A 13,569-nucleotide genomic window follows, 5' to 3' on the forward strand; every position below is an offset into this window, starting at 1 on the left:
GTGCGGGTGGGGTGAGTGGGTAAGGGGTGGACATGTCGGCATGCGGGGGTGGGGTGAGTGGGTCAGGGATGAACATCTCGGCACGCGGGGATCGCGTGAGCGGGTCAAGGAAGGGACATGGTGTGTTTGTGTCTGGCGGTGGCGGTGGCGGTGGCGGTGGCGGTGGCGGTGGCGGTGGCGGTGGCGGGGGTCGCGGGTAGCGTGAGTAGGTTGGGAAAAGGGACATGTCGGCCGAGGAAGGTTCTGTTCGCTAGGGGCTGTTCGGCGGACTGACCTGGGACGGCCTGTCCGTGTTGACTGTGTCGGCGGCCTTGCATACTGTTCAGTGTTGGCACTCTCCGATGGAGAGTGCCAAGACAAAATGCGACGAGGCAGGTCTGACACCCGCGACGGCAGGCCGCTGGTCGCCTCTTCAGCTCGTCATCACAAATCTGAAGGGGAGGTCCGATCGTGACGACCGCCACCAAGGTTCCCGTTAAGCCGCTCGGCGACCGCATCGTGGTCCAGCCGCTTGAGGCAGAGCAGACGACCGCTTCCGGTCTGGTGATCCCGGACACCGCCAAGGAGAAGCCCCAGGAGGGGCGCGTCCTCGCGGTGGGCCCGGGTAACTGGGACGAGGACGGCGACAAGCGCATCCCGCTCGACGTCAAGGAGGGCGACGTCGTCCTCTACAGCAAGTACGGCGGCACCGAGGTCAAGTACGGCGGCGAGGAGTACCTGGTGCTCTCCGCCCGCGACGTTCTCGCGATCATCGAGAAGTAAAGCCCCGGGCGCGTAAGCGGCCATCTCCACGGAGCCTTACAGAAAACGCGTATCAAGCCCCGGGTGCTTCACCGAAGGCCCGGGGCTCTGATGCTGAGAGGACCTTAAATGCCGAAGATCCTGGAGTTCGACGAGGACGCACGCCGCGCGCTCGAGCGCGGCGTCAACGCCCTCGCGGACGCCGTCAAGGTGACCCTCGGGCCGCGCGGGCGGAATGTCGTCATCGACAAGAAGTTCGGTGCCCCCACCATCACCAACGACGGTGTCACCATCGCCCGTGAGGTCGAGCTCGAGAAGCCGTACGAGAACCTCGGCGCTCAGCTCGCCAAGGAAGTGGCGACGAAGACCAACGACATCGCGGGTGACGGCACCACCACCGCCACCGTGCTGGCCCAGGCCATGGTGCGCGAGGGTCTGCGCAACGTCGCCGCCGGCGCCTCGCCGCTGAGCCTCAAGCGCGGCATCGACGTCGCCGCGCGCGCGGTGAGCGACCGCCTGCTTGAGCGTGCGCGCACCGTCGAGGACAAGAAGGAGATCGCGAACGTCGCGACCATCTCCGCGCAGGACGCCAAGATCGGCGAGCTGATCGCCGAGGCGTTCGACAAGGTGGGCAAGGACGGTGTCATCACCGTCGAAGAGTCCAACACCATGGGCCTGGAGCTGGAGTTCACCGAGGGACTCCAGTTCGACAAGGGGTACCTGTCGCCGTACATGGTGACCGACCCCGAGCGCATGGAGGCCGTGCTGGAGGACGCCTACGTCCTGCTGCACCTCGGCAAGATCTCCTCCATCGCCGGGTTCCTCCCGCTGCTGGAGAAGGTCGCGCAGACCAAGAAGCCGCTGTTCGTGGTCGCCGAGGACATCGAGGGCGAGGCCCTGGCCGTCCTGGTCACCAACAAGATCCGCGGCACGTTCACCTCGGTGGCCGTCAAGGCCCCCGGCTTCGGTGACCGCCGCAAGGCGATGCTGCAGGACATGGCCATCCTCACCGGCGGCCAGGTCGTCTCCGAGGAACTCGGCCTCAAGCTGGAGAACGTCGGCCTGGAGGTGCTCGGCACCGCGCGCCGCATCGTGGTGGACAAGGACAACACCACCGTCGTGGACGGCGCGGGTGACCCGCAGGCCATCTCCGACCGCGTGCGTGAGATCCAGTACGCCATCGAGCACACCGACTCGGACTGGGACCGCGAGAAGCTCCAGGAGCGCCTCGCCAAGCTGTCCGGCGGCGTGTGCATCCTGCGCGTCGGCGCGGCCACCGAGGTGGAGCTGAAGGAGAAGAAGCACCGCCTTGAGGACGCGATCTCGGCCACCCGCGCCGCGATCGAGGAGGGCATCGTCTCCGGCGGCGGCTCGGCGCTGGTGCACCTGTCCAAGGAGCTGGACGACCTCGGTCTGTCCGGCGACGAGGCCACCGGTGTCTCCATCGTCCGTCGTGCGCTGGTGGAGCCGGCCCGCTGGATCGCCGAGAACGCCGGTCTGGAGGGCTACGTCATCACCTCCAAGATCAGCGACCTGCCGGCCGGTCACGGCCTCAACGCCGCCACCGGCCAGTACGGCGACCTGGTCGCCGAGGGTGTCATCGACCCGGTGAAGGTCACCCGCTCGGCGGTGCAGAACGCCGCCTCCATCGCGGGGATGCTGCTCACCACCGAGGCGCTCGTCGTGGACAAGCCCGAGGAGGAGGCTCCGGCCGCCGCGGGCCAGGGCCACGGTCACGGTCACGGTCACTGACGCGGTCCCGCACAGGGCCATCGGCCCGCTTCACGGTTCGACACCACGGCCCGTGCCTCGCGACGAGGCACGGGCCGTGGCTATTTCGCGGAAAAGATTTTTCCGGCCGTGATTTGGCGGCACGGTAAACCGATCGGCGTGCCGGCGCGTCGGGCGGACGTCAACCTCATCCTTCCCCTCTGGGGGCGACATCTAACAAATACCCGCGAATTCGGGTACGCCTGCGAAATGGGGAAACGTACCTGTGTTCGCTTGATTACCCTCGGTTATCGAAGCGTCAATGTGACCAATCCGTATCCATTCACTATGACGACATGCGCGATCGTGGCGGGCATCATGCGTAACGTGACCGAGGGATGCGTCGCCGACGCCAAGGCCGGGGTAAGGCTTGCGACGAGATCGGATGAGTCCGACCTCAGGGATCTGACGAGCCTTGCCGTGCAGGGGGATCGCAGCGCGATCGAATCATTGCTGGGCCGCTTGCGGCCCATGGTGGTGCGCTATTGCCGCGCCAGGCTCGGCCGGGTCTCCGGTCATTACCACATAGCCGACGACGTGGCCCAGGAGGTGTGCATCGCGGTCCTGGCCGCGCTGCCGCGTTACCGGGACATGGGCCGGCCGTTCGCGTCGTTCGTCTTCGGCATCGCCTCGCACAAGGTGGCGGACGCGCTGCGCAGCTCGGTGCGGTCCGCCGTGCCGACCCAGGACCTGCCGGACGGTCCCGACCAGGGGCCGGGGCCGGAGGAGACCGTGGTGCGGTACATCGAGGCCGAGCACGCGCGAGCGCTGCTGTCCCGCCTTCCCGACAACCAGCGTGAGCTGATCATCTTGCGCGTGGTGTCAGGACTGTCGGCGGAGGAGACGGGTAACGTACTCGGTATGTCACCAGGTGCGGTTCGCGTCGCTCAGCATCGGGCCCTGGCCAGGTTGCGTGCGATGGCCGAGCTGGAGTCGATAGCTTGACCTCTCTGCGGCCGGCACGCCGGGTGCGCAGGCACGGGCCGGAGGCCGACCCGGCGGTGCTCCGGACGGATGATGTGCTCGACGCGCTGGCGCGCCGGGAGCCGGCGCCGGACGGCGGTGACGCCGCCGTGCGCCTGCTGCGCGCGCTCACCGAGGACGTCGATCAGCGGCTCTCCTCGGTGTCGATCACGCCGTCGACGTAGCCTCGCGCGTATTCCCAGCTCACGTAGTGGGCCGGGTCGGGCTCGAAGGCCGGCTCGTGGACCTGGGGCCGTCCGTGGTTGATCATCTGGCGCAGGTTCCCCCGCAGGAGATCCCACCCGAAGTAGTGTTGTTCACCGCATTCAGGGCAGTCCAGGCACAGGCCGAGGATGCCCCGCGGTTCGAGCAGCGAGCGAAAGACCTCGACGTCGGCGAGGTCGGTGAGGGCCTCCTCGCGCTCCGCCAAGGTCAGCGGCTCGCAGGGGGCGGACTCGCCGAGCACCGCCGTGGGGTCGTTCGGGTCGTCCGCGAACGGATCGCGGGGGACATCTTCCAGCACGCATTCCACCTTATGACCCTTGGTTGTCCTGGTGAGAGAAAGTGCCGGTAAGCGGACATCCCATCGCGTGTCGCCGTCCCGCCGTCCACCGGCGGGACGGGCTCCTGACCTGGGGGCCACTAAACTGGTGGCCCGGGGCCGGCGCCTTTCCCGGTTTTGAGAGCGCCATGGGCAAAAGTGGGGTGACAGGTGGCCAGGTTCACCGAGCAGGGACTGACGTTCGACGACGTGCTCCTTGTGCCCGCGTACTCCGATCTCAACCCCGGGGACGCGGACACCACCACCCGCCTGTCGCGCTCGATCACGCTACGGGTCCCGCTGGTCTCGGCCGCGATGGACACGGTCACCGAGGCCCGCATGGCGGTGGCCATGGCCAGGCAGGGCGGCATCGGCATCCTGCACCGCAACCTGTCGATCGAGGACCAGGCGCAGCAGGCCGACCTGGTGAAGCGCTCCGAGGCCGGCATGGTCACCAACCCCGTGACGTGCGCGCCTGACGACACGCTCGCCGACGTCGAGCGGCTGTGCGCCAAGTACCGCATCTCGGGTGTGCCGGTCACCGACCACAGCGGTGTGCTCGTCGGCATCGTCACCAACCGCGACATGCGGTTCGAGGGTGACCACGAGCGGCCGGTGCGCGAGGTCATGACCCCCATGCCGCTGGTCACCGCGCCTGAGGGTGTGCCGCGGGACGAGGCGTTCCGGCTGCTGCGCGACAACAAGGTCGAGAAGCTGCCGCTCGTGGACGCCGGGGGCCGGCTGCGCGGCCTGATCACCGTGAAAGATTTCACCAAGAGCGAGCAGTATCCCCTCGCGACCAAGGACGCGCGCGGCCGTCTGGTGGTCGGCGCGGCGGTGGGGGTCGCCGGTGACGCCGAGAAGCGCGCGCAGGCCCTCATCGAGGCCGGTGTGGACGTCATCGTGGTCGACACCGCGCACGGCCACTCGCGCGGGGTGTGCGACATGGTCGCCAAGATCAAGGCCAGCTCGCAGGTGGACGTCATCGGCGGCAACGTCGCGACCCGCGCCGGCGCGCAGGCCCTCATCGACGCCGGCGCCGACGCCGTCAAGGTCGGTGTGGGTCCCGGCTCCATCTGCACCACCCGCGTCGTGGCCGGCGTCGGCGCGCCGCAGGTGACGGCGATCCACGAGGCGTCGCTGGCGGCCGGTCCGGCCGGCGTCCCGGTGATCGGCGACGGCGGCCTGCAGTACTCCGGCGACATCGCCAAGGCACTCGCCGCCGGCGCGGACACCGTGATGCTCGGTTCGCTGCTCGCCGGCTGCGAGGAGTCACCCGGTGAGCTGATCTTCATCAACGGCAAGCAGTTCAAGTCGTACCGCGGCATGGGCTCGCTCGGCGCGGTGCGCAACCGTGAGCGCGGCGGCTCCTACAGCAAGGACCGCTACTTCCAGGAGACCGTCGCCAGCGAGGACAAGTACATCCCCGAGGGCATCGAGGGCCAGGTCCCCTACCGCGGCCCGGTCGCCGCCGTCGCGCACCAGCTCGTCGGCGGCCTGCGCCAGGGCATGTGGTACACCGGCTCGCGCACCATCGCCGAGCTCCACCAGAACGGCCAGTTGATGCCGATCACCGCCGCGGGCCTCAAGGAGAGCCACCCCCACGACATCCAGATGACCGTCGAGGCCCCCAATTACCACGGCCGCTGAACCCGCGTCCGGGATGTACCGGGTCGTGGCGGGGTAGGACGTTGTGGGCTTCCGGCGTCGACGAGGAACGGAACGAGCGAGAGCATGAGTCAGGTTGAGATCGGCCGGGGCAAGAGCGGCCGCCGCGGGTTCGAGCTGGACGAGATCGGCATCGTGCCGTCGCGGCGCACCCGCGACCCCGAGGAGGTGTCGATCGCGTGGCAGATCGACGCCTACCGCTTCGAGCTCCCCGTCGTGGTGAGCCCGATGGACAGCGTGGTCTCGCCGACCACCGCGATCCAGATCGGCCGCCTCGGCGGCCTGGCCGTGCTGGACCTCGAAGGGCTGTGGACCCGCTACGAGGACCCGGCGTCGCTGCTGTCGGAGGTCGCCGAGCTCCAGGGTGAGGCGGCCACCCGCCGCCTGCAGGAGATCTACTCGGCGCCGATCAGCGACGAGCTCATCGGCCGCCGCATCGAGGAGGTCCGCTCCGCCGGGGTGACCACCGCGGCCCGGCTGTCGCCGCAGCGCACCGCGCAGCACTACAAGGCTGTGGTCGACGCCGGCGCCGACATCTTCGTGATCCGCGGCACGACCGTCTCGGCCGAGCACGTCTCCGGCCGCGCCGAGCCGCTCAACCTCAAGCAGTTCATCTACGAGCTCGACGTCCCGGTGGTCGTGGGGGGCTGCGCCACCTACACCGCGGCGCTCCACCTGATGCGCACCGGGGCCGCCGGTGTGCTCGTCGGCTTCGGCGGCGGCTCCGGCCACACCACCCGCACCGTGCTCGGCGTGGCCGTCCCCATGGCCACCGCCATCGGCGACGTCGCCGCGGCCCGCCGCGACTACCTCGACGAGTCCGGCGGCCGGTACGTCCACGTCATCGCCGACGGCGGCATGACGAGCTCCGGCGACATCGCCAAGGCCATCGCCTGCGGCTCCGACGCCGTGATGGTCGGCTCACCACTGGCCAGAGCGTCGGAGGCCCCGGGCCGCGGCCACCACTGGGGCTCGGAGTCCCACCACCCCGACCTGCCGAGAGGCGCACGCGTCGAGGTCGGCACCATCGGCAGTCTCCAGGAGATCCTGCACGGCCCCTCCACGGTCGCCGACGGCTCCATGAACCTCATGGGTGCCCTGCGCCGCACCATGGCCACCGCCGGCTACTCCGACATCAAGGAGTTCCAGCGTGTCGAGGTCGTGGTGGCCCCCCAGCAGCACTGAGCCCGTCCAGCCACAGACGACCACAGACGACCACAGACGACCACAGACGACCACAGACGACCACAGACGACCACAGACGACCACAGACGACCACAGACGACACCGCCGCGCCGGACCGAGGTCCGGCGCGGCGGTGTCGCGTCATGGGGGTGTCGGGGCCTCGGCCGGGGGCCGGTCCGGCCGGGTGCGGCGGTGTCACGCGGTGTCACGCGGTGTCACGCGGTGTCCGGCCTCGCTCCCGAATGGAAGATCAGGCCGCCGGCAGCCAGGCGCCGCGGCGCATGACGCGGTGGACGGTCAGATCGTCGTTGAGGACGACCAGGTCGGCTTGGTGGCCGACGGTGATGGAGCCGGTGAAGGAATCGATGCCGAGGATCCGCGCGGGGGTGTGGGAGGCCATCTCGGTGGCCTGCTCCAGGGTCAGGCCCACGTCCTGTACGGCGCGGCGGAAGGCGGTGTCCATGGTCAGGGTGCTGCCGGCGATGGCGCCGCCGTCCACGAGGGTGGCGGTGCCGCCGGTGACGTCGACGTCCATGGAGCCGAGGCGGTAGGTGCCGTCCCCCATGCCGGCGGCGGCCATGGCGTCGGTGACCAGCACCGCGCGGGACGCGCCGGCGGCCGAGACGGCGAGGCGGAGCATCGCGGGGTGCGCGTGCACACCGTCGTTGATCAGCTCGACGGTGACGCGGGGGTCCTCCAGCAGCGCGGCGACCGGGCCCGGGTCGCGGTGGTGCAGCGGCGGCAGCGCGTTGTACAGGTGGGTGGCGACGGTGCAGCCGGCCTCGATGCCTTCCCGCGCCTGGTCGTACGTCGCGTCGCTGTGGCCGAGTGCGGCGATCACGCCTTCGGACACCGCGGCGCGCACCGTTTCGAGGCCGCCGGGAAGCTCAGGTGCGACGGTCACCATGCGGACATGGCCCCGTCCGGCCCTCAGAAGGCCGGACAGCTCACCGGGGGACGGATGGCGCAGCAGACCGGGGTCGTGGGCTCCACGGCGGGACGGCGCGATGTAGGGGCCCTCCAGGTGCACTCCGGCGAGCAGGCCGTCGTCGCACAGCTCCGCCAGAGCCGCCGTGGCGCGGGACAGGTCGGCGATCGAGGCGGTGACGAGACTCGCCATAATCGTCGTGGTGCCGTGCCGCGCTTGGAAGTCCGCCGCGCGCCGCGCCTGCTCCTGGTCTCCTGAGGGGAACGAGGCCCCGGCTCCGCCGTGGGTGTGGATGTCGACGAAACCGGGGACGACGTGCCGGCCGCCGAGGCTCTCCCCGGCCCCCGGCGCGCGTCCCCGTCCGATGTGCGTGAGGCGGCCGTCCTCGACGGTGAGCCAGCCCTCGTGGACGCCGCCGGGGGTGACGACGCGCGCGTCGGTGAGTGTGGTGCTCATCGGCCGAGGATCACCGATCGGGTGAGGTGGAGCGGACGGTCGGGGTCGAGGCCCAGCGCGAGGGCCCTGGCCTCGGCGAGGCGCTGCACCCTGACCAGCTCGGCCATGGCGTCGGCCTCCCTGCTCACGAAGGCGGCCCCGGTGCGTGCGACGTCGGCGGCGAGCCCCGCCGGCGGGGTGCCGAGCATCCAGGTGACCCGGCCGGGCCCGGCCACGCTGACGGGTCCGTGGCGGTACTCCATGGCCGGGTACGCCTCGGTCCAGGCCCGCGCGGCCTCGCGCAGTTTCAGCGCGGCCTCCTGCGCGAGCCCGCAGGTCCAGCCGCGGCCGAGGAAGGTGAACTGCTCGGCCTCCACCAGCTCGGCGGGGACCTGCTCGGTGACGGCGTGCTCGGCGGCCACGACGGCCCCGTCGAGATCCTCGCCGAGGTGAGCACGCAGCAGCGCGAGCTGCGTGGTCGCGAACCGCGTCTGCACCACCGACCGCTCGTCGGCGAAGTCCAGCACGATCACGTCCCCGGCCGCGCGGACCACGGGGGACGACGGGTCGGCCGTGATCACGGTGGTACGTGTGCTGCGCAGCTCGCCGAGCAGATCGAGGACCTCGGTGGTGGTGCCGGACCGGGTGAGGGCCACCACCCGGTCGTACCGCCGGCCGAGCGGGAACTCCGAGGCGGCGAACGCGTCGGTCTCGCCGTGGCCGGCGCGCTCACGCAGCGCGGCGTAGGACTGCGCGGCGAACCACGAGGTGCCGCACCCGGTGACCGCCACCCGCTCTCCGCGCGCCGGCAACGGGGCGGCGCCGGCCAGCTCCACGGCGCGGCGCCAGCACTCGGGCTGGGACGCGATCTCGGTCGCGAGGTGCGTGGTCACGAGCCGCTCCGGGATGGTCGATCCTGGTCAGGGCCATTTATAGCAGGATGGTCCTGATGCCGCGCGCGGCGGGACCGGCCGGCGGCATGTGCTTATCTACCCACGGGTAGATATGTCGGGACGTGACACGCCATTTCCCAGGGGGATGCGATGACAGGCCAGGAAGGCGGCGCACGGCGGGACGCGGCACGGCGAGGGAGGACGGACGGCGTCGGCACCCACATCGGCGGCACCCATTCGGCCCGGCTCGGGCCCGCGGAACGCGTGGCGGCGCTCGGCCGGATGGCCGACCCGGCGCAGGAGCTGGACGTCGTCGTCGTCGGAGGCGGGGTCGTCGGCGCGGGGGTCGCGCTGGACGCGGTCACCCGCGGCCTGTCGGTGGGGCTGGTGGAGGCGCGCGACTTCGCCTCGGGGACGTCGTCACGTTCGTCCAAGCTGATCCACGGCGGCCTGCGCTACCTGGAGCAGATGAACTTCGACCTGGTGCGTGAGGCGCTGCGTGAGCGGTCGCTGCTGCTCCAGCGGATCGCACCCCACCTCGTGCGGCCGGTGCCGTTCCTCTTCCCGCTGACGCACCACGTCTGGGAGCGGCCCTACGTCGGCGCCGGGCTGGCGCTGTACGACTCGCTCGGCTACTCGGCGGGCCTGACCCGCGGCGTGCCGGGACACCGGCACCTGTCCAGGCGCCGGGCCCTGCGGCTGGCCCCGGCGCTGCGCAAGTCGGCGTTCACCGGGGCCGTGCAGTACTGGGACGCGCAGGTCGACGACGCCAGGTACGTCTCCACCATGCTGCGCACCGCCGCCGCGTACGGCGCGCAGGTGGCCTCGCGCACCAAGGTGGTCGGTTTCCTGCGTGAGGGGGAGCGGGTCACGGGGGTGCGGATCAGGGACCTGGAGACCGGCGGCGAGTACGACGTGCGGGCCAGGCAGGTCGTGAACGCCACCGGGGTGTGGACCGACGACATCCAGGAGCTGGTCGGCGGCCGGGGCCAGATTCACGTGCGCTCGTCCAAAGGCGTGCACCTGGTGGTGCCGAGGGACCGCATCCACTCGCTCACCGGAATCATCCTGCGCACCGAGAAGTCCGTGCTGTTCGTGATCCCGTGGGGCCGCCACTGGATCGTCGGCACCACCGACACGCAGTGGTCCCTGGACAAGGCGCATCCCGCGGCCTCACGCCAGGACATCGACTACGTGCTCGACCACGTCAACGCCGTGTTGTCGGTGCCGCTCACCCGTGACGACGTCGAAGGCGTGTACGCGGGCCTTCGGCCGCTGCTCGCCGGGGAGTCGGAGGAGACGTCCAAGCTGTCGCGCGAGCACGTCGTCACCCACCCCGTGCCGGGCCTGGTGATGATCGCCGGCGGCAAGTACACGACGTACCGCGTGATGGCCGAGGACGCCGTGAGCGCCGTCGCGCACGGCCTGGACCGGCGGGTCCCGCCGTCCTGCACCGACCGGGTGCCGCTGGTGGGGGCCGAGGGCTACCAGGCGCTGTGGAACTCGCGGCACCGCATCGCGCGCGAGTCCGGCCTGCACGTGGCCCGCATCGAGCACCTGCTCCAGCGGTACGGCTCGCTCATCGACGAGGTGCTCGCGCTGATCGACGAGAATCCGTCGCTCGGCCGTCCCCTGTCCGGCGCGGACGACTACCTGCGGGCCGAGGTGGTCTACGCGGCCACCCACGAAGGCGCGCGTCACCTCAACGACGTGCTGACCCGCCGCACCCGCATCTCGATCGAGACGTTCCACCGCGGCACGGCCGTCGCGCAGGAGGCCGCCGAGCTGCTCGCCGGGCCGCTCGGCTGGGACGCCGACCAGGTCAAGCGTGAGGTCGAGTACTACTCCAAGCGCATCGAGGCCGAACGGCTCTCCCAGGAGCAGGACACCGACCAGGAGGCCGACGCGATCCGTCTCGGCGCTCCTGAGATCGTCCCGGTGGCCGAGCCGGAGCCCAGGCGGGTGTGAGACCCCTCCGGGTCGCAGGTGGCCGAGCCGGAGCCCAGGAGCACGGGAGACCCGGCGCCGCCGGGCCGGGGCAGTGTGGGTGCGTGGCCCGGCGGCGGGTCCCCTTGGTGCCGTGGGCCGTACGGTCCCCGTCTCGGCTCGCCGCGGACGGGTTCCGTACGGCCTGGCACCTCCGGGCCGCACTGCGCGGTACGGCCCGGAAGCCGTCGTCGTCAGGTGAAGGACACCCATCCCTGCTCGTCGAGCGTGGCGGGGTCGCTGGCCTTCAGGCCGTTGTCCGACACCGTCCACAGCGTGTCGCCGACGATCAGCGTGCGGCGCACCCGCGGGTCCATGGGGTTGCGGTCGTCCGGCTTCGGCGCCGGATGCGTGATCACTCCCTGTTCGGTGAGGGAGCCGGCGCCGACCTTGAGCACCACCGCGGAGTTCTGGTTGTCGTCGTTCCACGAGTTCAGCGGGACGACGGCCTGCCGCGTGCCGGGCCAGTAGAAGAACGCGTGCGGCTCGCTCTCGGCCTCCGACGACGAGTCCTTCCGGTGGTACTGCGCGAGCCGTTTCGGCGCGGCGGGGTCGGTCACGTCGAACAGCGAGATCTGCGTCCCCTGCACCTGGCCCTTGTCGTTCGCCTCCTGGCCGATGCCGAGCAGCCGTCCGTCGCCTGCCGGGTGCAGGTAGGACGAGAACCCGGTGATCTTCAGTTCACCGCCGACCTTCGGGTGCGCGGGGTCGCTCAGGTCCAGCGTGTACAGCGGGTCGGTCTGGCGGAACGTGACGACGTACCCGGCGGTGCCGATGAACCGCACCGAGTAGATCCGCTCACCCTTGCCGAGCCCGGTCACCTCGCCGGTCCGCTCCAGCGTGTCGGCCTTCAGCACGTACACCCCGCTCGAGCTGTCGTTCGGCGCGCCGGTGGAGGGATCGGCCGACGTGCCGGACGATGTGGTGGCGACCCGCAGGTGACCGTCGTGCTCGGAGAGCGAGTACTGGTTGAGCAACTGTCCAGGCACCTCGCCTGAGCCGGTGTACCGGGGGGTGCCGGGGGCCGAGATGTCGAACCGGTGCACCTCGGTGCGCTCAGGCGGCGTCTGCGCCTTCGAGGGGCCGGGGGTGACCGTCGGTTCCGGTGACCCGGTCGGACGCTCGGTGGCCGGGGGGACGCCGGACGGCGAGGAAGAAGGAGCGATGGTCTCGGGGAGCAGCGACGGCATGGACGGGTCGTTGCTCGGCTCCACCTTCTCCGCGGGAGGGGAGGTCTCGGCCTTGGGGGCGATCGGCGCGGACGGCGTCGCGGCCCGCTCGGCGCTTCCGGGGGTCACCGGGCCGGTGGTCTCGGCGGGGGCCACGTCGACGAGGGGCCTCTCCAGCATGGTCACCGGCATTCCGGCCCACAGGTTGGGGTTGCTGGTCACGTACAGGCTGGTCGGCGTGGAGTACACGGTGTCGCCGTCGGCCGCCACGCTGATCGGCTCGCCGCCGTCGATCGAGGCGGCCAGGTCGATGGAATGCACCGTGATCATGGATGCGCCGGTGTACTCCTTCGGGTGGCTGACCCGCTCGCACGGCACCCGCTCGGTCCGGGTCTTCCCGTCGGCCCCCGTGACCTCGTACGACGGCAGCCACGCCTCGATCGGCGCCTGCTCGACGATCTTCTTGTTGCGGCTGAGGCGCTCGGGCTCGGGGTCGTCGGGACGTCCCTCGGGGAACTCGAACACCGGCTGGGACCGGACGACGACGCGCGCGGTGGAGCCGGTCATGCGGACGTCCACCTGCTGACCGGCGGGGCTGAGCGAGCCGAGTTCCTTCATCTGCGCCAGGTCGACCAGCACGAGGCGTGAGGCCGGACCGGCGGGCCGCTTGGCCATCGCGCCGAGCGGGACCGCCGAGCCCTCGCCGAGCATCACGAGCGCGCGGTCGCCGCTCAGCAGCAGGCTCGACGTCACCCACCCCTGGTCCGGCGGCAGCAGCCGCAGGGTGCCGGTGACCTTCCTGGTGGCCGCGTCCACGACCCGCAGCACGCCTCGGGTGATCGTGACGATCCGCTCGCCGTCGGTCTTCACCAGGTCGGGCTCGTCGGCGCCTGCCTCGTTCACGTTCGTCGTGGAGTGCGCCGGTACGGCGGCCTTGGCGTCCGCCTGGCCCGCGGCAATGCTCTCGCGGCCGAGCATGATCGGCCCGCCGAGTCCCCACGGCCCGACGATCTTGGCGGTGGCCGCGCGCAGGCCCTCCAGCATCTCCTCGCAGGAGTCGTAGGAGACCAGCTTGACGGCGCCGAGCGTCACCGGCGTGCCCTCGGGGGCCGTCGCGGACGGCGTGCCGGGGGTCGTGCCACCGGTGCACGCCGTCGCGAGCAGGGTGAGCGCGACGGCGGCGGCGGTGCCGATCGAAGTCCTCATGCCCCTACGACGAATCCGGCGCCGAGGCGGTTCACGGCACGCGCGGTCACATCGGCGGATCTTGGATTTCGTCCGGCCATCGGG

At 70.9% G+C, this 13,569-nt stretch carries 11 protein-coding genes; 7 read left to right on the plus strand and 4 right to left on the minus strand.

The window, feature by feature from the left end:
* The first annotated feature begins 450 nt into the window (after positions 1-450).
* The 4 genes from groES (at position 451) to BJ992_RS06480 (ending at position 3,659) form a co-directional block, all read left to right on the plus strand.
* A complete protein-coding gene (gene groES / locus BJ992_RS06465) occupies positions 451-762 on the plus strand; it encodes a co-chaperone GroES (protein ID WP_184979019.1) in 312 nt (103 codons plus the stop codon).
* 108 nt (positions 763-870) lie between these two features.
* The gene (groL, locus tag BJ992_RS06470; RefSeq protein WP_184979020.1) at positions 871-2,493 is read left to right on the plus strand and encodes a chaperonin GroEL; all 1,623 of its coding nucleotides are present in this window, start codon (positions 871-873) and stop codon (positions 2,491-2,493) included.
* Positions 2,494-2,829: 336 nt separating this feature from the next.
* Positions 2,830-3,456: a sigma-70 family RNA polymerase sigma factor gene (locus BJ992_RS06475; RefSeq protein ID WP_184987649.1), complete on the plus strand. Its 627-nt coding sequence runs from the start codon at positions 2,830-2,832 to the stop codon at positions 3,454-3,456.
* The gene (locus tag BJ992_RS06480) at positions 3,453-3,659 is read left to right on the plus strand and encodes a hypothetical protein (protein WP_184979021.1); all 207 of its coding nucleotides are present in this window, start codon (positions 3,453-3,455) and stop codon (positions 3,657-3,659) included. Before BJ992_RS06475 ends, BJ992_RS06480 begins: the two co-directional genes overlap by 4 nt.
* Here BJ992_RS06480 and BJ992_RS06485 read toward each other — a convergent pair.
* Positions 3,620-3,997, minus strand: coding sequence for a DUF5319 family protein (locus tag BJ992_RS06485; RefSeq protein WP_184979022.1), 378 nt, complete (start codon positions 3,995-3,997; stop codon positions 3,620-3,622). The genes BJ992_RS06480 and BJ992_RS06485 overlap by 40 nt on opposite strands.
* Positions 3,998-4,186: 189 nt before the next feature.
* Between BJ992_RS06485 and guaB the strand changes: the two genes are divergently transcribed.
* Together guaB and BJ992_RS06495 are read left to right on the plus strand one after the other, a co-directional pair.
* Positions 4,187-5,665, plus strand: a complete 1,479-nt coding sequence (gene guaB / locus BJ992_RS06490) for an IMP dehydrogenase (protein WP_184979023.1) — start codon at positions 4,187-4,189, stop codon at positions 5,663-5,665.
* 84 nt (positions 5,666-5,749) lie between these two features.
* Positions 5,750-6,868, plus strand: a complete 1,119-nt coding sequence (locus BJ992_RS06495; RefSeq protein WP_184979024.1) for a GuaB3 family IMP dehydrogenase-related protein — start codon at positions 5,750-5,752, stop codon at positions 6,866-6,868.
* A 250-nt stretch (positions 6,869-7,118) separates the two neighbouring features.
* On the opposite strand, the gene nagA is transcribed toward BJ992_RS06495, so the two are convergent.
* Both nagA and BJ992_RS06505 read right to left on the minus strand, forming a co-directional pair.
* Positions 7,119-8,252, minus strand: a complete 1,134-nt coding sequence (gene nagA / locus BJ992_RS06500) for an N-acetylglucosamine-6-phosphate deacetylase (RefSeq protein WP_184979025.1) — start codon at positions 8,250-8,252, stop codon at positions 7,119-7,121.
* Complete coding sequence (locus tag BJ992_RS06505) at positions 8,249-9,124, minus strand: sugar isomerase (RefSeq protein ID WP_184979026.1); 876 nt, start codon at positions 9,122-9,124, stop codon at positions 8,249-8,251. Before BJ992_RS06505 ends, nagA begins: the two co-directional genes overlap by 4 nt.
* A gap of 282 nt (positions 9,125-9,406) precedes the next feature.
* Here BJ992_RS06505 and glpD point away from each other — a divergent pair, with 282 nt between their 5' ends.
* A complete protein-coding gene (gene glpD / locus BJ992_RS06510) occupies positions 9,407-11,092 on the plus strand; it encodes a glycerol-3-phosphate dehydrogenase (protein ID WP_246497036.1) in 1,686 nt (561 codons plus the stop codon).
* A 212-nt stretch (positions 11,093-11,304) separates the two neighbouring features.
* Here the strand turns inward: glpD and BJ992_RS06515 are convergent, their stop codons facing one another.
* A complete protein-coding gene (locus BJ992_RS06515) occupies positions 11,305-13,485 on the minus strand; it encodes a beta-propeller domain-containing protein (RefSeq protein WP_184979028.1) in 2,181 nt (726 codons plus the stop codon).
* Positions 13,486-13,569 lie beyond the last annotated feature (84 nt).

The organism is Sphaerisporangium rubeum, from assembly GCF_014207705.1.
In the GTDB taxonomy this organism is placed as follows: domain Bacteria; phylum Actinomycetota; class Actinomycetes; order Streptosporangiales; family Streptosporangiaceae; genus Sphaerisporangium; species Sphaerisporangium rubeum.

Coding starts and splice junctions, on each gene's coding strand:
- groL (WP_184979020.1), top strand. CDS start 871: ATGCCGAAGATCCTGGAGTTCGACGAGGACGCACGCCGCGCGCTCGAG.
- BJ992_RS06475 (WP_184987649.1), top strand. CDS start 2,830: ATGCGTAACGTGACCGAGGGATGCGTCGCCGACGCCAAGGCCGGGGTA.
- BJ992_RS06495 (WP_184979024.1), top strand. CDS start 5,750: ATGAGTCAGGTTGAGATCGGCCGGGGCAAGAGCGGCCGCCGCGGGTTC.
- nagA (WP_184979025.1), bottom strand. CDS start 8,252: ATGAGCACCACACTCACCGACGCGCGCGTCGTCACCCCCGGCGGCGTC.
- glpD (WP_246497036.1), top strand. CDS start 9,407: ATGGCCGACCCGGCGCAGGAGCTGGACGTCGTCGTCGTCGGAGGCGGG.
- BJ992_RS06515 (WP_184979028.1), bottom strand. CDS start 13,485: ATGAGGACTTCGATCGGCACCGCCGCCGCCGTCGCGCTCACCCTGCTC.